Annotated in this window: 14 protein-coding genes and 1 riboswitch; of the genes, 3 read left to right on the forward strand and 11 right to left on the reverse strand. The window is 63.5% G+C overall.

What is annotated here, in order from left to right; genetic code table 11:
* Positions 1-41: 41 nt before the first annotated feature.
* From AB4Z38_RS04470 to glyA, 8 genes are all read right to left on the reverse strand, one after another.
* The gene (locus AB4Z38_RS04470; RefSeq protein ID WP_441428584.1) at positions 42-887 is read right to left on the reverse strand and encodes an ABC transporter permease; all 846 of its coding nucleotides are present in this window, start codon (positions 885-887) and stop codon (positions 42-44) included.
* The gene (locus AB4Z38_RS04475) at positions 884-1,705 is read right to left on the reverse strand and encodes an ABC transporter permease (protein WP_441428585.1); all 822 of its coding nucleotides are present in this window, start codon (positions 1,703-1,705) and stop codon (positions 884-886) included. Before AB4Z38_RS04475 ends, AB4Z38_RS04470 begins: the two co-directional genes overlap by 4 nt.
* Positions 1,698-2,627 carry an ABC transporter ATP-binding protein gene (locus tag AB4Z38_RS04480; protein ID WP_441428586.1) on the reverse strand — a complete coding sequence of 310 codons (930 nt, stop codon included), beginning with the start codon at positions 2,625-2,627 and terminating at the stop codon, positions 1,698-1,700. The genes AB4Z38_RS04475 and AB4Z38_RS04480 overlap by 8 nt, the downstream gene beginning before the upstream one ends.
* Before the next feature lie 229 nt (positions 2,628-2,856).
* The gene (locus AB4Z38_RS04485; protein WP_441428587.1) at positions 2,857-3,156 is read right to left on the reverse strand and encodes an SHOCT domain-containing protein; all 300 of its coding nucleotides are present in this window, start codon (positions 3,154-3,156) and stop codon (positions 2,857-2,859) included.
* Between the two features lie 133 nt (positions 3,157-3,289).
* A complete protein-coding gene (locus AB4Z38_RS04490) occupies positions 3,290-3,955 on the reverse strand; it encodes a response regulator transcription factor (protein ID WP_236816152.1) in 666 nt (221 codons plus the stop codon).
* Between the two features lie 2 nt (positions 3,956-3,957).
* Positions 3,958-5,082 (reverse strand): sensor histidine kinase, encoded by a 1,125-nt coding sequence (locus tag AB4Z38_RS04495; protein ID WP_441428588.1) that lies wholly within the window; start codon positions 5,080-5,082, stop codon positions 3,958-3,960.
* A 102-nt stretch (positions 5,083-5,184) separates the two neighbouring features.
* Positions 5,185-6,096: a bifunctional methylenetetrahydrofolate dehydrogenase/methenyltetrahydrofolate cyclohydrolase gene (locus AB4Z38_RS04500; RefSeq protein ID WP_441428710.1), complete on the reverse strand. Its 912-nt coding sequence runs from the start codon at positions 6,094-6,096 to the stop codon at positions 5,185-5,187.
* A gap of 8 nt (positions 6,097-6,104) precedes the next feature.
* Entirely contained in the window at positions 6,105-7,403 is a 1,299-nt protein-coding gene (gene glyA / locus AB4Z38_RS04505; protein WP_441428589.1) for a serine hydroxymethyltransferase, read from the reverse strand.
* Between the two features lie 105 nt (positions 7,404-7,508).
* A riboswitch (ZMP/ZTP riboswitch) is annotated at positions 7,509-7,593 on the reverse strand.
* A gap of 35 nt (positions 7,594-7,628) precedes the next feature.
* Here glyA and purU point away from each other — a divergent pair.
* The 3 genes from purU (at position 7,629) to AB4Z38_RS04520 (ending at position 9,877) form a co-directional block, all read left to right on the forward strand.
* Positions 7,629-8,489 carry a formyltetrahydrofolate deformylase gene (gene purU / locus AB4Z38_RS04510; protein WP_441428590.1) on the forward strand — a complete coding sequence of 287 codons (861 nt, stop codon included), beginning with the start codon at positions 7,629-7,631 and terminating at the stop codon, positions 8,487-8,489.
* 91 nt (positions 8,490-8,580) lie between these two features.
* Positions 8,581-9,270 (forward strand): class I SAM-dependent methyltransferase, encoded by a 690-nt coding sequence (locus AB4Z38_RS04515; RefSeq protein ID WP_441428591.1) that lies wholly within the window; start codon positions 8,581-8,583, stop codon positions 9,268-9,270.
* 82 nt (positions 9,271-9,352) lie between these two features.
* The gene (locus AB4Z38_RS04520) at positions 9,353-9,877 is read left to right on the forward strand and encodes a gamma carbonic anhydrase family protein (protein ID WP_441428592.1); all 525 of its coding nucleotides are present in this window, start codon (positions 9,353-9,355) and stop codon (positions 9,875-9,877) included.
* An 815-nt stretch (positions 9,878-10,692) separates the two neighbouring features.
* Here AB4Z38_RS04520 and AB4Z38_RS04525 read toward each other — a convergent pair.
* The 3 genes from AB4Z38_RS04525 to AB4Z38_RS04535 form a co-directional block, all read right to left on the reverse strand.
* On the reverse strand, positions 10,693-11,061 hold the full coding sequence (locus AB4Z38_RS04525) for a hypothetical protein (protein WP_441428593.1): 369 nt from the start codon (positions 11,059-11,061) through the stop codon (positions 10,693-10,695).
* 983 nt (positions 11,062-12,044) lie between these two features.
* Positions 12,045-13,769 (reverse strand): flavin monoamine oxidase family protein, encoded by a 1,725-nt coding sequence (locus AB4Z38_RS04530; RefSeq protein ID WP_441428594.1) that lies wholly within the window; start codon positions 13,767-13,769, stop codon positions 12,045-12,047.
* The gene (locus AB4Z38_RS04535; RefSeq protein ID WP_441428711.1) at positions 13,766-15,196 is read right to left on the reverse strand and encodes an amino acid permease; all 1,431 of its coding nucleotides are present in this window, start codon (positions 15,194-15,196) and stop codon (positions 13,766-13,768) included. Before AB4Z38_RS04535 ends, AB4Z38_RS04530 begins: the two co-directional genes overlap by 4 nt.
* Positions 15,197-15,373: the final 177 nt, after the last annotated feature.

A 15,373-nucleotide genomic window follows, 5' to 3' on the forward strand; every position in this document is an offset into this window, starting at 1 on the left:
ACGAACCGCCCGCTTCCACCCCCGGCGAACAGCCTGTGCGGCTATTTCAGGAAGAGCTTGCGCAACCTTCCGGTAGTGAGCGCGATCCCGAGGACGATCATCACGAGGTAGTAGGCGATATGGACTGCCGTGGCCGGGCTGAAGGAACCAATGCTGATCTGCCGCAGGAGCTCCACGCCGTGCCACAGCGGCATCGCTTGGATGAGCCACTGGATATATTGCGGATAGACGCTGAGCGGGTAGAAGGTGGCGCTGAAAAGGAACATCGGCAGCATGAAGAAGTTGATCCAGTCCATCTGTTGGAAGGTCTTCATGAAGCTGGTGATGCCCATGCCGAAACTCGCAAAGCCAAAAGCGATCAGTACCGCGGCCGGGATGACAAGGATGGCCCATGGCGTGGTGATGAGTCCCATGACGGCCATGACGGCGGTGAACCCTGTGGCGTACAGGAGTCCGCGCAGCAGGGCCAGGAAGATCTCCCCGATGGCTACGTCCAATGGTCCAAGGGAGGTATAGAGCATTCCCTGGTACAGCTTGGCGAAGTTCATCTTGAAGAAGACGTTCCAGGTGGAGTCATAGACGGCGCCGTTCATTGCGGATACGGCCAGGAGCGCGGGCGCGATGTAGGCCGCATAACTGATTTCCTGGCCGCCCGGTCCTGCCACGGTACCCACTATGGGCCCTAGTCCGACGCCCATGGAAATGAGGTACAGCACCGGCTCGAAGAATCCGGATACAAGGATCAACCAGGTGCTGCTTTTCGCTGCCATGAGGCCCCGGGATACAACAGCAAGCGCGTTGCGGGAGTACAGCGGGCCGAAGGTACGTTCACGGGCAGCGTCAGTGGCGCTATGCGGTCCTGTCTGGCCTTCGGCCAGGGCGCTCATGCCCCCATCCTCCTGACAAACTGGCGCCGCGTCAGCGCCCAACCCGCAGCGGCGGCGCCCACAAGGAACAAGACGTGGGTCAAGGTCAACAAGGGATTCTCCTCGAGTCCATAGGTGAAGACGCGGCCCAACTGCGTTCCGTGCCATACCGGGGAGACCCAACCGATCCAGCGCACTCCAAGCGGCAGCGAATCCAGCGGGAAGAAGGTGCCCGAAAACAGGAACAGCGGCACCACGATGAATCGCTGCACCAACGCGAACTGGCCGGAGTCTTTGGTGATGCTCGAGGCATAGGCCATGAGCGGCAGCCCGAAGGACAAACCGGCCACTGTGGCAACTATCGCCGACACCCAGCCCCACGGACTCGGCGAGGCCCCGAACATGGCCACAATGGCGAAGTACACCGCTGATTGAACGAGGAACTTCAAGGCGCTTGCCATGATGTGGCCCGCTGCGATCTGCTGCGGTACCAGCGGTGAGGCGTGCGGGCCATAGAACACGCGGCGCCATTTGAAGCCGTCCATGATCGGGTAGGAAAAGTCCCCCGACGCCGTCATGACCGCGGATGAGACCAACAGTGCCGGCGCGATGAAGGTCAAGTAGTTCACCCCGCCGAACACCGCCGCGCTGTTCGCATCCACCAGGCTCGCCAGCCCGATACCCATGGCGAACAGATAGGCCACCGGCTGCCCCACGCTGTACAGGAACACCGACCAGCCGTAGCCACGCATCACCCGCAGGACTTGCTCGGCGTAGAAGAAGGATCCCCAGCGCTTCGCCCTGCTGGCTGAAACGGCCGGCGAATGGGCGCTAATCAACGAGGCTCCGTCCGGTCAGCCGGAGGAAGACGTCCTCCAGCGAAGAACGCCGAACCAGTGAGGTCAGGGGACGGAGCCGGCGTGCGGAGACTTGCTCCAGGACCGATTCGCCGTCGTTCGCGTAGATGAGCACCCGGTCCGGAAGCGTCTCGACGCGTTCGCCGATGCCCGCCAGTTCGACGCCAATGGTGGCGTTGCGTTCCGAACCGAAGCGGAGTTCCAGCACCTCGCGCGTCGAATATTCGCGAATCAGGCTCGCCGGCGAGCCTTCGGCCATGATCCGGCCTTTGTCCACCACGATCAGCCGGTCGCAAAGCTGTTCGGCCTCGTCCATGTAGTGGGTAGTGAGGATCAGGGTGACGCCTTGTTCCTTGAGCCGGAACAGCCGGTCCCAGAGGATGTGGCGGGCTTGCGGGTCCAGTCCCGTAGTGGGTTCGTCCAGGAGCAGGATCTTGGGCTCGTTGATGAGCGAGCGGGCAATTGTGAGACGCCGTTTCATGCCGCCCGAGAGCGCATCGACCCTGGACTTGGCCTTGTCTGTCAGCTGGGCGAACTCGAGCAGCTCATCGGCCTTGGGGCGCAAGTAGCTCAAGGGCAGGCCGAAGTAGCGGCCATAGACAATCAGGTTTTCGCGGACCTTCAGTTCCTCGTCCAGGTTGTCCTGCTGCGGCACTACTCCGAGGTGCGCACGGACTTCCGGACCATGGGTCTCCGGGTCCAGGCCCATGATGCTGAGCTTCCCGGACGTGCGCTGGGAGACTCCGCCGATCATTTTCATGGTGGTCGATTTGCCGGCACCGTTGGGGCCAAGCAGGCCGAAGGACTCCCCTGCCTGGACCTCGAACGAGATACCGTCGACGGCGGTGAGCTCGCCGTAGCTCTTGGTGAGGTTTTCGGCTGTGATGACTGCGGGTGGGTTCATCTGGAAGCTGGCTGACGTGGAGAAAGAGCGGGTGGCTTCATTGTGCACCCCAGCAGACTAGTAGAGCCAAGGAATACGTGAAAGAGGAATTCCGCAATTTTCTGGAGTAACGTGCGGGGCCCTGCGCAACATTCTGCTGGATCATTCCGCACCTCAGGCCTTGGAACCGCGTGATTCCAAGGCCTGATGGTTTATCCAGACGAATGATCCAGCAGAATCCGCCGGTTCCTCACTTTGTCGGATGTGCCCGCAGTACTTCCAAGCGCTGGCGGTACTCGGTCTCGTCGATTTCGCCTCGTGCGTAGCGCTCCCTCAGGACGCTTTCGGCGCCCTGGGTTGCTGCCCAGTAGTGGTTCCGGCGCCACATCCGGCGGCCGAAGAAGATGAAGAATCCGATAACGAGGATCCAAAACAACGGGATCAGGAGGAAAAACGGCCAGAAGACGAATCCGTCCCCCGGTCCATGGACGACGTCGGCGGGAAGCTGCGCAGCCGCGGCGCCGATGGTGGTGCTCAGTGATGTCAACATGTCCAGTCCAAACTCTCAACAGGCCGTATCTCGGCTCTGGTTCCAGTCTGGTTTTTGGCCCATCGAATCGCGTCGGCCACCGGGAGTCACTTGCGCCCTGCCACCTACTCCCCCGGGAGACTGTGGGCCGGGGCTAGCTGCTCCAGCCCGGCCGGACCAAGCCGGATTCGTACGCCAGCACCACTAATTGGGCACGGTCCCGGACCAGCAGTTTGGTCATGATCCGTGAAACGTGCGTCTTCGCCGTCAGCGGGGTGATGAACAGCCGCTCGGCGATCTCTGCGTTGTTCAGGCCCTCGCCTACCAGCGCCAGGACTTCCCGTTCGCGATCGGTGATTTGGTCCAGGGGCACTGTCTTTGACGCCGCCTTGCTGTGCAGGGCGAGCTGGGCCATGATGCGGCGAGTCACGGACGGCGAAAGGAGCGCGTCGCCGTCGTGAACTACCCGCACGGCGCGGATCAGTTCCTCCGGTTCGGTGTCCTTGACGAGGAAGCCCGCGGCGCCCGCGCGCACGGCCTCGGCGATGTATTCGTCGAGCTCAAACGTGGTGAGGATGATGATCCGGGTATGGGCGAGGCGGGGGTTGGCCAGGATTTGCCGGGTTGCGGCCAGCCCGTCGCCATCAGGCATGCGGATGTCCATGAGCACGACGTCGGGCGCCTCACGCTCAGCCAGCCTGACGGCATCCCGGCCGGTACCAGCTTCCGCTACCACTTCCATGTCTGGTTCAGCGTCCAAGAGAGCCCGGAATCCCGCCCGGATAAGGTTCTGGTCGTCGGCGAGCAGCAAGCGGATCATCGCTAGTGTCTTTCTTGCCCGGGGATCAGCGGGAGGTTCGCTTCCACGCGCAGCCCCGGCTCCAGCGGCGTCAGGCCAAGCGTGCCTCCGAGGGCCTCCACGCGCTCCCGCATGCCCCTCAGCCCGTTCCCAGCCGGCGCTCCCCGCAGGCCCCCGCCGTCGTCGTCGATCCTCACCCTCAGCGAGTTCCCCGCCAGTTCCAGAAGTACGACGGCGGACGCCGCGCCTGAGTGCCTGCGGACGTTGCTCAGCCCTTCCTGGACGATCCGGTACGCGGCTTCCTGCTGGGCTGTGCCAACTCGTTCCGTGTCTACGGAGTTTTCGAACCGCAACTGGAGGCCGCCGCGCCGCGCGTCCTCCACGAGTTCCGGGATCCGCCCCAGGCTTGGCGGCGCCGCGGGACTCAGCGGGGCGTCGTCGCGCAGCACCCCGAGGAGCTGACGGACTTCGGCCAGGGATTCCTTGCTCGCGGCCTTGATGGCTTCCAGCGCCGGGCGGAGCTTCTCGGGATCGTTCGTTCCCAGATGGAGCGCCACGGAAGCCTGGACGTTGATCATCGAGAGTGAGTGGGCCACCACATCGTGGATGTCCCGGGCGAGCGTGAGACGGTATTCGTCCCGTTCGGCCAGTTTCGCGGCCTCCCGCCGTCGCCTGTATTCGGCCATCCGTTCGCCCCGCCGTCGGAAGCCTTCACCGATCAGGACAAGGATGGCGGCCCAGGCAACACCGGCAGAGGCCCGGACAAGGCCCGTCTCATCCCCGGCGAGGACGGCCATCAGAACGACGGCGGCGGCGCAAATTCCCGCCCCGAGCCATGCCTGCCAGCGCAGCCCCGCAGCGGCGGTCAGGATGATCGAGAGGGCCAGGGACAGCACAATCGGACCCCAGGCGTAACCGAGGAGCAGGTAGATGGACGTGGCCGCGACGGTGATCGGCAGCATGACGGCGGGCCTGCGGGTCCGGAAGGCCAAGGCCGCGGGGCCAGCCAACAGCAGCATGAAGGCGAGCGGATCCAAGGGGCGCAGGGCTGCTTGATGGCTCGCCGAAAAGACGGTCCCCAAGACCTGGATCAGGGCCACAGCGATCACGATGAAACTCGTGGGAGGACCCTGGAAACGCCGCTGCATGCTCCGAGCCTAGCCGCGGAGGGCGCCGGCGTCGTCGGGTTAACGGTGTAGGGCGCCTACTCCCGCGGGAGTAGGCGCCCTACACGGCAGTGGGGAGCAAAATCAGGCGACGCCGGAGACGCTTCCCGCTGCCAATTGGCGTTCCGCGGCTTCGACCACGTTGGTCATGAGCAGCGCCACGGTCATGGGACCCACGCCGCCGGGGTTCGGCGAGATCCAGCCGGCCACATCGGCAACGGCGGGATCGATGTCGCCGTGGACCTTGCTCTTCCCCGTCTCGGGGTCGGTTTCACGGGTGACACCGACGTCGAGCACGGCCGCGCCCGGCTTCACGTCCGCAGCCTTGACGATGTGCTTGGCACCCGCCGCGCCCACAATCACGTCCGCCTGCCGCAGCAGCTCCGAGAGGTTCTTGGTGCCCGTGTGCGTCAGCGTCACGGTGGCGTTCACGGCCCGCCTGGTGAGCAGCAGGCCGATCGAGCGGCCGATCGTGACGCCGCGGCCGACCACCACGACGTGCTTGCCGGCGAGGCTGTAGCCGTTGCGCTCGAGGAGCTCGATGACGCCGCGGGGTGTGCACGGCAGCGGCGAGGTGATCTCTCCGTTGACGTTGAGCACCAGCCGGCCCAGGTTGGTCGGGTGCAGGCCGTCGGCATCCTTGGCGGGGTCGATCCGCTCGAGGATGGCGTCGGTGTCCAGGTGCTTGGGCAGCGGCAGCTGCACGATGTATCCGTGGCAGGCGGGGTCCGCATTGAGTTCGTCGATGAGGGCCTCAACCTCGGCCTGGGTGGCATCCGCCGGAAGCTCACGCTGGATCGAGTTCATCCCGATCTCCACAGACTGCTTGTGCTTCATCGATACGTAGAGCTGCGAGGCAGGGTCCGCACCTACGAGCACAGTGGCAATGCCCGGAGTTACGCCGCGGGCCTTCAGGGCAGCGACACGCTCAGTCAGCTCAGATTTGATGGCGGCGGCGGCGGCCTTGCCGTCAAGGATCTTCGCGGTCTGCGCCATGGACGGGTTCACCACTGCTCGTGCTGCGGGTACAGCGGGAAGTCAGCGGCGAGCTTGTCGACCCGGGCCTGCAAGGCTTCAACGTCGGTAGCTGAGCCGGACTTCAACGCCGAAGCGATGATCTCGGCAACCTCGGTGAACTCGGTGGCACCGAAGCCGCGGGTAGCCAGGGCCGGGGTACCGATGCGCAGGCCGGAGGTGACCATCGGCGGGCGGGGGTCGAACGGAACGGCGTTGCGGTTGACGGTGATGCCCACCGAGTGCAGCAGGTCCTCGGCCTGCTGGCCGTCCAGCTGCGAATTGCGCAGGTCCACGAGGACCAGATGGACGTCGGTGCCCCCGGTCAGCACGGAAACGCCGGCTTGAGCGACATCGGCCTGGTTGAGGCGATCGGCGATGATCTTGGCACCTTCGAGGACGCGCTCCTGGCGCTCCTTGAATTCCTCGCCGGCAGCGATCTTGAAAGCAACGGCCTTGGCGGCGATCACGTGCATGAGCGGGCCGCCCTGCTGTCCCGGGAAGACGTTGGAGTTGAGCTTCTTCGCCCATTCCTGCTTGGCAAGGATCACGCCGGAACGGGGGCCGGACAGCGTCTTGTGCACCGTGGAGGTGACGACGTCGGAGTGCGGCACCGGGCTCGGGTGCAGGCCTGCTGCGACGAGGCCGGCGAAGTGGGCCATATCCGTCCAGAGGAGCGCACCGACCTCGTCGGCGATGGAGCGGAAGGCTGCAAAGTCGAGGTGGCGCGGGTATGCGGACCAGCCGGCGATGATGACCTGCGGCTTCTCGGCAATGGCCTGTTCGCGGAGCTTGTCCATGTCGATCCGGAAGTTGTCCTGCTCCACCTGGTAGGCAGCTACGTTGTAGAGCTTGCCGGAGAAGTTGAGCTTCATGCCGTGGGTCAGGTGACCACCGTGGGCGAGGGAAAGGCCCAGGATCTTGTCGCCCGGGGTGATCATGGCAGAGAGGGCTGCGGCATTGGCCTGTGCACCTGAGTGCGGCTGTACGTTGGCGTACTCGGCGCCGAAGAGTGCCTTCACGCGGTCGATGGCCAGTTGTTCGGCGATGTCCACGTATTCGCAGCCACCGTAGTAGCGGCGGCCCGGGTAGCCTTCGGCGTACTTGTTGGTCAGGACAGAGCCCTGGGCCTCCATGACGGCGCGGGGCGCAAAGTTCTCGGAAGCGATCATTTCCAGGGTGCCGCGCTGGCGGCCGAGTTCCTGTTCCAATACCGCGGCGATCTCGGGGTCGAGTTCGGACAACGGCTGGTTGCTGATGGTCGCGGAGGTGATGGTGGTGGTGGTCACGAAGATCTCCTGGATAGGCAACGGGTATTTCTACAGGTCAGGCTACCGGCTGGGTTTTTTCCATGCCTTTGATTACGGGGCATGGCGCAGCGACAGTAAAACGTGACCCTCGGCCCAGGCGTACGATCCGTGGTCTTCAAAATGCCGCTCCCTGGTGGTACACCACCCAACGCCAGTCACGACGAGTTAAACAGTACAACACGTGCGCAACGGTAGGCTTTACGTGTGACTGACTCCACCCTGCCTACGTCTTTTGTTGTAACCCTGTCCTGCCCGGACCGGCCAGGAATTGTGCACGCCGTTGCAGGCGCTTTGTTGGAGGCAGGCTGCAACATCGCCGATTCCCAGCAATACGGCAGCCCCAGCACGGGAAACTTCTTCATGCGGGTGGAAGCCACGACGTCCTCGACCCAGGCTGAACTGAGTTCGGCGTTGGCCCCGGTGGCCGAAGAATTCGGCATGAAGTGGCAGATCAACCCGGTGGGCCAGAAGGTCCGTACCCTGATCCTGGGTTCAAAGGACGCACATTGCCTCAACGATCTGCTCTTCCAGCAACGCTCCGGAACCCTCCCGATCGAGGTGCCGGCTATCGTATCCAACCACCGGGACCTCGAAGGCCTGGCGGAGTTCTACGGGATCCCCTTCCACCACATCCCGGTCACTCCGGACACCAAGGCCCAGGCCGAGGCGAAGCTGCTCGGGCTCATCCACGAGCACGGCATCGAGCTGACCGTCCTGGCGCGCTACATGCAGGTCCTCTCCAACGAGCTCTGCAACGAGCTCAATGGCAAGGCCATCAACATCCATCACTCCTTCCTGCCCTCCTTCAAAGGCGCCAAGCCCTACCACCAGGCGCATGCCCGGGGCGTGAAGATCATCGGCGCCACCGCCCATTACGTCACGGCCGACCTCGACGAGGGCCCGATCATCGAGCAGGAAGTGATCCGGGTGGACCACGCGCGCACCGCCGAGCAATTCGTGCAAATGGGCCGCGACGTCGAGGGCCGCACGCTGGCGCAGGCGGTGCAGTGGCACGCCGAGCACCGCGTCCTGCTCGACGGCACCCGAACGGTGGTGTTCAACTAGCACGCCCACCCAACTGACTCGCATTTAATGTCGTTTTGACGCCTCATAACGACACCTACTGCTAGTTACTTGGGTGTTCTACGCTGGGTGCATGGATGGCACCCGCAAGGCATTCAGCAACGAAAGCGCCGACCACGAAGCGGACCTCGCCGTCTACTACGACCGGCAGGCCCCTTTCGGGAACGCCCGGGCCCTGACGCCGCATCGGACGGCATGCCGCGAGTGGTTTATTCGCCTGCTCAAGGAGGAACACAGGCACTCGATGTTCGAACTCGGCTGCGGCACCGGTGTGGAAGGACTGGAATTCGTTCGAGCAGGCCTGCACTACACCGGAGTAGACCTCTCCGAAGAGAGCATCCACGTCGCGCGTGCCAAGGGCTTGGACGCGAGCGTGGCCAGCGGCCGGTCCCTCCCATTCGCCGACGCCGCGTTCCCCGCCGTGTGGACCATGAGCACCCTCCTGCACGTCCCCAACGCGGGAATCCACGACGTCGTCCGTGAACTCGTGCGGGTCAGCGCGGCCGGTGCGCCAATCGCCGTCGGGCTCTGGTCCGGTGACGATGAAGAAGTCCTCAACCCCGAGGACCAAGACGAGCCGCGGCGGTTCTTCAGCCGGCGGAGCGACCACACCCTGCGCCGCATCTTCGGTGCCTACGGCACGGTGGAACACTTTGAAACCTGGCCCGAGGGAACGGGCGTCGAGTCCGGACCCGGTGCGGGCAATTGGACCCAGCACTACCAGTTCCTGGTCCTCCGGACGCCACCTCGCCCAACTGGCTAGCAGCAGGTGTCGTTATCAGGCTTCAAAACGACACCTGCTGCTAGTCAGTTGGGTTAGGGCTGGCGTGTTCTAGGCTTGCCCCATGGCTCCCATTTATACGTTTGCCGGGGATACCCCGGCCATCCATGACAGCGCCTTCGTGGCACCCACGGCTTCCATCATCGGCAAGGCCACCCTCGGCGAAGACTCCAGCGCCTTCTACGGTGTATCCGTCCGTGCCGACACCGCCGCAATCAGCGTCGGTGCCGGCTCGAACCTGCAGGACAATGTGGTCCTGCACGCCGACCCCGGCTTCCCCTGCACCGTCGGCGAGCGCGTCAGCGTCGGGCACAGCGCCGTCGTCCACGGATGCACCGTGGAGGACGACTGCCTCATCGGCATGAGCGCCACCATCCTGAACGGCGCCGTGATCGGTACCGGTTCGCTGGTGGCCGCGGGCGCCGTCGTGCTTGAGGCAACTGTCATCCCGCCGCGATCCTTGGTTGCCGGTGTGCCTGCCAAAGTGCGCCGCGAGCTGAGCGAGGAAGAGCTCGACGGCGTGAAGCGCAACGCGGCCCACTACCGGGAGCTAGCGGCGGCGCACCGCGAGATGCACGCACAGGGTTAGTCCAGGCTGATCGGACCCAACTCGTCCACGGGCGATTTCAAAGGGACGCACGTCAGTTATAGAAAGGACACTGCGGACGGACAGCTGTCAAAGCTTTCAGGGCAGACTATGCCCCGATCATCACTGTCCCTGCGCCCTGCCCGGATTCATCGTTCCACTGCCGAATTCTGGTCCCAAGAGCTGCAAGGTCTTTGTCACGGGGGCCCTTGACGAGCTCGAATAGAGATTCATCGGGGTTATCTGAGTCTCCACCCCACGCCACGACCCCAGCACACTCCGCTAACAGGCTTCTGATGGTTCGAAGCTCCGAGCCGAATAGATTGCCTCGGCTTCCGAACGGGAAAGAACCCGGCAAGATCTGAATAGCCGTGCCTGATGCCAAGTTCGTAGAAACACCCGCCGCGATCTCTGACAACGGTCGGAAGCCAACCACGTCCCCTTTACCTAGCGGCCGGACCTCATAGTTGAAGCGGCGAGCGACGTAAATCAGGATCGTTTCGGGATCTCCGGCACGGACTGACACTGATGCGGCACTTCCGGGCACAGGACGCGCCCAAACTCCTTCGTCCGTATCGGATGATTGTGCCGTTCGCCAGCCGTTGTTGCTTCGTTTCGGTTGCTTCCCTGAAGGTGCCCGAACAACATGCGTGGCTTGGGCGACGGCTGGGGATGCCGTGACGATTGCACCGCCCGCGACGACTATTGCTCCCCCCAATACAGCGCCGAGAAGGGAGCGGCGGCCGACTTTTCGACTTGGAGTCTTCACGGGATTGGACCTTTCACGACGCGAATTGGTTGACCGACGGCTTGGAAAGTCAACCGAGATTGGTCTCGGTGAGGACAAGAAAGACAAACAGGGCAATTGCTGGCAGAAGGAGTGTTCCCAACCCCGCTGACCATGACTTAAGGTTCTTGAGTTGCCTTAGCTTCAGCAGCACTACAGCATCGGCGAGAAGAAACACCACAGTGATGAGAACGAAGAAGAAAATGCAAATGCTGAGATTCGTGTCGTCCTGACCGTAGCGTGGATCCGGGTATCCGCCATTTTCCAGGATCAAGTGCGCGGCGTTCAGTGAAGCTAGTGCCAACCATGGGAAGCCCAGCAGATTCAGGAAAACGACGGCCGCAAGCGAACCGGGCTCCCCCGCGCCGGGCGATGCGGGCTGGGCTTTTGTCATGCTCACCTATTCCTCATGAGGCCGTTGTACTTCTCAAACACCCGGTAGAGGCCTATGAGTTCTCCCCCATAGCGCTGGGCGTCTGGACCTGTTCCGTTGTAGCGGGCCAGAGTCGTCTGATATTCGCTTTCGGGGTTTCCCCTGCCCAGAAGCACGTCCTGATCGACGGCTCCATGGATCAGGACCTGGGCGGCGGTTTGCACATTGGGCAGAACGGACAGCGCTGTCTCCTCCTGGCAGCAGAACGTATGGATCCATGGTCAGAAGAGCCTTGAACACTTTCGGTGTGACGCCATCGCCAGGGAAGGCCAGTTGGACTCCCATGTCCAGTTTTAGCTTTCGGACGGCGTCCTTGACCCGCTGATTGTAGATTCCGTCGATTTCTCCGCCATCGTAACCCTTGCAATACAGAGCCGATTGGATGATCTTATTAATGCGCCCAGCGCCAGGAGTGGCCCCGTCGATATTTGGCATTTTGGATTGAAGAGTCGCCAACGTCGTTGGGCCAAAGCTGTCCGACAGCGCGGTGATACCAAGCTCGAATTGCAACGCCCGGGTCAGGGCGAACATAACCGTCCAGCTCGTTCGACCGTTCTCTTCCACTTTTGGAATACCTGCGTAGTTGTAGGTGTTGATGAACTTCTGGGCACGGATCACCATTACGTCTGCCATTATTCCCCCGAATTGGCTTCATTTTCGTAATGAGTCGTCGCTAATCGCCCGCCCTCATACATTGCTGGAGCCGGTCCCAGAACTGCCCGTCGACAGCAAGTCGGCACCATGATGAGTCCACCCCTCGCCTACGTTCACAAAAGGATTAGACGGGCAATTTTGATGATTTTGTAAATGATAGCTCACTATCTTTACCCGGTCAAACCGACTCTTGAAGGATGCCTGCAGGCGTGGAGGTCCGGGATACGAGGCCCGCTCTCCGTCCTTGCATCAGGTTTAGGAACGCAGAGTGGACCTCGCAAACGCGACAGCGGCAATCAGTCCAGGCTGATCGGACCCAACTCGTCCAACACGTCACCGGGACCGGGGTTGCCTGCCACGGAGGAACCGCCGAGGTGGTTCACCACGCCCCACACAGCGTTCAGCCCTGTGGTGACGGCGCCTTCGGCCCAGCCTGCGGTGAACGAGACGTCGTCGCCGGCCAGGAAGATGCCCCGCTGGCTCTCCGGCAGCCTGTCCTGCTTGAAGTGCGTGAACAAGCGCTGCTGGTAGCGGTAGTGCCCGGGCAGGTTGGCCTTGAAGGCGCCCATGAAGTTGGGGTCGGCCTCCCAGGAAACCGTGATGGGCTGGCCCACGATGTGGCTCGCGATATCCACGCCCGGGTAAATCTGCTCGAGCGAGTGCAGCATGAGTTTGACGCGTTCCTCGGCGCTGAGCGAGAGCCACTTCAGGGCGTCGTCATTCCACGTGTAGGAAAGCAGGATGACGGCGGGCTTATCCGGGCCGTCGTCGAGCAGGTACGTTGCCCGGTTGAGCCGGTCGGTCAGCGTCATGGACAACACTTCGCGGCCCGTTTCGGGGTCGATGTCCTTCCAAAACGGCCGGTCCACCATCACGAAGGTCTTGGACGACTGCATGTAGTGCGAGCGCTCGATCGCGGTCCACAGTTCCGAGGGGAACAACGATTCCTGGGTGTGGATGCGCGTGGACAGGAGCCAGGACTGGCACGTGGTCACGACGGCGGGGTATCCGGTTTCGCGGCCCCAACGTTCGCGCACCATGAGATCGCCGTTCCCTCGCCGCTCGATGCGGTCCACGGCTCCGCGCGGGGAACCGGAATGCAAGGACGCGAGCGAGGTGCCCTCGGGCCAGTGGGCCATGCCCGACGGCGCGTGGTGCCAGAGTGCCTCGGGGAGCCGTTGCGCTCCCCCGGCGATGAGCCGGTGCTGATCGTCGGCGTCGGTGTAGACGACGCGCAGGATTTCGAGGATGGAGTTGGGGAAGTCGGTGTCCCAACCGCCGGTGCCGAAGCCTACCTGCCCGAAGGCTTCGCGGTGCGCGAATCCGGCTTCCTTGAAGGACTTGCTCGCGGCGATGAAGCCGTAGAAGGTCTGTTCATCCAGGAGCGGGAGCAGTTCGTTCCAGAGCTCCTTGATGCGCTTGGTGTCGCGGGCCCGGATCGCCTCCTGCATTTCCTGGAAGGCGGCGCCGTCATTCACTGCGGCCTTCCAGGCTGCGGCAACCTCGTGGAAGAACTCCGGCAGATCGGCAGAGGTGGCGGCGTAGTGCTTCTGACCGGCCAGCTCGATCACGGTGCTCGATGTTGCCGGCGCAAGGGGGTTGGGGAATTCCTGGGTGTCCAGGCCGAGGAGATCCACGTAGTGGTAGAACGCCTTACCGGACACCGGGAAGCGCATGCCGCCGAGGTCTGCCACGACTCCGGGAGCGGAAGGGAAGCTCGCGGTGCGCAGCCGCCCGCCGATCTGGTCGGCCTCGTAGACCACGGGACGCAGCCCGAGCTTCATGAGCTCGTAGGCTGTGACGAGTCCCGACAGGCCAGCACCGATCACGGCGACCTCCGTGCCGTACAGTTCCGGCGGAACAACCGCCAGTCCGTCCGGGTGTGCCAGGTAGTGGTCGTAGCTGAACGGGAAGTCCGGGTTCAGCATAGTGATGGGAGCGTCGGCCGGCGTCGCTTGGGAAATCCCGGTGTCACCTGTGCGGGGTGTGGGTTCCGTGGGCAATTCGGTGGCGATGGTCATGAAAGTTCTGCCTTCACAATTTCCGGGTCAGCGACCCTTGCGGATAGTTCACGGTATTCCTGTTCACTCAGGGCCGCTACCTTGGAGTTCCGGCGTCCGTATCCGAAGTAGAGGGCGATCCCCACGAGCATCCAGCCACCGAATACCACCCACGTGTCGGCACCCAGGTTGGCCATGAGGTAGGCGCACATCAGCGTGCCCAAGACGGGGGTGATCGGGTAGAGCGGTACGCGGAAGCTGCGCTTGAGCTCCGGGCGGTTGCGCCGCAGGTAGATGACGGCGACGTTCACCAGCGCGAACGCGAAGAGGGTGCCGATGCTGGTGGCGTCGGCCAGCGCGCCGAGCGGGACGAGCCCCGCAGTGAGTGCGACGGCGGTGCCCACGATGAGCGTTCCGGCCACAGGGGTGCCGGTTCGTGGAGAGATACGGCCGAAGACCTCCGGGACCAGTCCGTCGCGGGACATTGAGAGCAGGATGCGGGTCTGGCCATAGAGGACCGTCAGCACGATGCTGGCGATGGCCAGCACGGCTCCGATGGAGAAGACGAGCGCGATCCAGGGCTGGTGGGTGGTTTCCTCGAGGATCTGGACGAGGGCTGCTTCGGTGCCGCCGAACCATTCCCAGGGGCGGGCGCCAATGGCGGCCACAGCAACCAGCACATAGATGCTGGTCACGATCACCATGGAGAGCAGGATGGCGCGGGGCAGGTCGCGCTTGGGGTTGCGGGCCTCTTCGCCGGCAGTGGAAGCGGCATCGAAGCCGATGTAGGAGAAGAACACCCTGGATGCGGCTGCCGAGACGCCCGCAGCCCCCATGGGCATGAGCGGTTCGAAGTTGCCGGCGTTGAACGCGGTGAACGCAACAGCGCAGAAGAAGAGCAGGATGACGATCTTGATGGTCACGATCACGGTGTTGATCCAGGCGCTTTCCTTGGCACCTCGCACTAGCAACACCATTGCGAGGACCACAATCAGCATGGCCGGGATGTTGACCACGCCGCCGCTGCCCGGCGGCTGGGACATCGAGTCCGGCAGGAACTGCCCGAATGCGGCGAGGGTTTCGTTCACGTATTGCCCTGCGCCGACGGCCACGGCAGCCACGGAGACCGCGTATTCGAGGACGAGGCACCAACCACAGATCCAGGCCATGCCCTCGCCCATCGTGGCGTAGGAGTAGGAGTAGCTCGACCCGGCAACGGGCACGAGGCCCGCCATTTCGGCGTAGGACACGGCCGAGAACAGGGCGGCAAGGCCCGCCACCACGAAGGAAATCCAGACCGCGGGTCCGGCCAGCGGCACGGATTCACCCAGGATCACCAGGATGCCGGTGCCGAGGGTGGCGCCGACACTGATCATGGTCAGTTGGAGGACGCCGAAGCTGCGGACGAGCGGCGTACCGCTTTCGCTGCTTCCGGCTTCGCTGACCATCTGCCCGATCGGCTTGCGGCGCAGCAGCTGCGAACCGAGCCCCGGGCGGCGGGCGGCGTTGCCGGGATCTGTATTCGTGGCGTGCGTTGGCTTGGTCTGGGTGGAGGTAGGCACAGTCACCGTTGACGTCCCTTCAGAGTAGTTGGCGGTTTCCCCTGACCACCGTAAGCCTGTGAG

The sequence above is a fragment of the Arthrobacter sp. 2RAF6 genome, from assembly GCF_052115205.1.
Classification (GTDB): domain Bacteria; phylum Actinomycetota; class Actinomycetes; order Actinomycetales; family Micrococcaceae; genus Arthrobacter.

Excerpts from the sequence above, each read along its gene's own strand:
- AB4Z38_RS04470 (WP_441428584.1), bottom strand. The coding sequence starts at position 887 with ATGAGCGCCCTGGCCGAAGGCCAGACAGGACCGCATAGCGCCACTGAC.
- AB4Z38_RS04480 (WP_441428586.1), bottom strand. The coding sequence starts at position 2,627 with ATGAACCCACCCGCAGTCATCACAGCCGAAAACCTCACCAAGAGCTAC.
- AB4Z38_RS04485 (WP_441428587.1), bottom strand. The coding sequence starts at position 3,156 with ATGTTGACATCACTGAGCACCACCATCGGCGCCGCGGCTGCGCAGCTT.
- AB4Z38_RS04490 (WP_236816152.1), bottom strand. The coding sequence starts at position 3,955 with ATGATCCGCTTGCTGCTCGCCGACGACCAGAACCTTATCCGGGCGGGA.
- AB4Z38_RS04495 (WP_441428588.1), bottom strand. The coding sequence starts at position 5,082 with ATGCAGCGGCGTTTCCAGGGTCCTCCCACGAGTTTCATCGTGATCGCT.
- AB4Z38_RS04500 (WP_441428710.1), bottom strand. The coding sequence starts at position 6,096 with ATGGCGCAGACCGCGAAGATCCTTGACGGCAAGGCCGCCGCCGCCGCC.
- AB4Z38_RS04515 (WP_441428591.1), top strand. The coding sequence starts at position 8,581 with ATGGATGGCACCCGCAAGGCATTCAGCAACGAAAGCGCCGACCACGAA.
- AB4Z38_RS04520 (WP_441428592.1), top strand. The coding sequence starts at position 9,353 with ATGGCTCCCATTTATACGTTTGCCGGGGATACCCCGGCCATCCATGAC.
- AB4Z38_RS04530 (WP_441428594.1), bottom strand. The coding sequence starts at position 13,769 with ATGACCATCGCCACCGAATTGCCCACGGAACCCACACCCCGCACAGGT.
- AB4Z38_RS04535 (WP_441428711.1), bottom strand. The coding sequence starts at position 15,196 with ATGGTCAGCGAAGCCGGAAGCAGCGAAAGCGGTACGCCGCTCGTCCGC.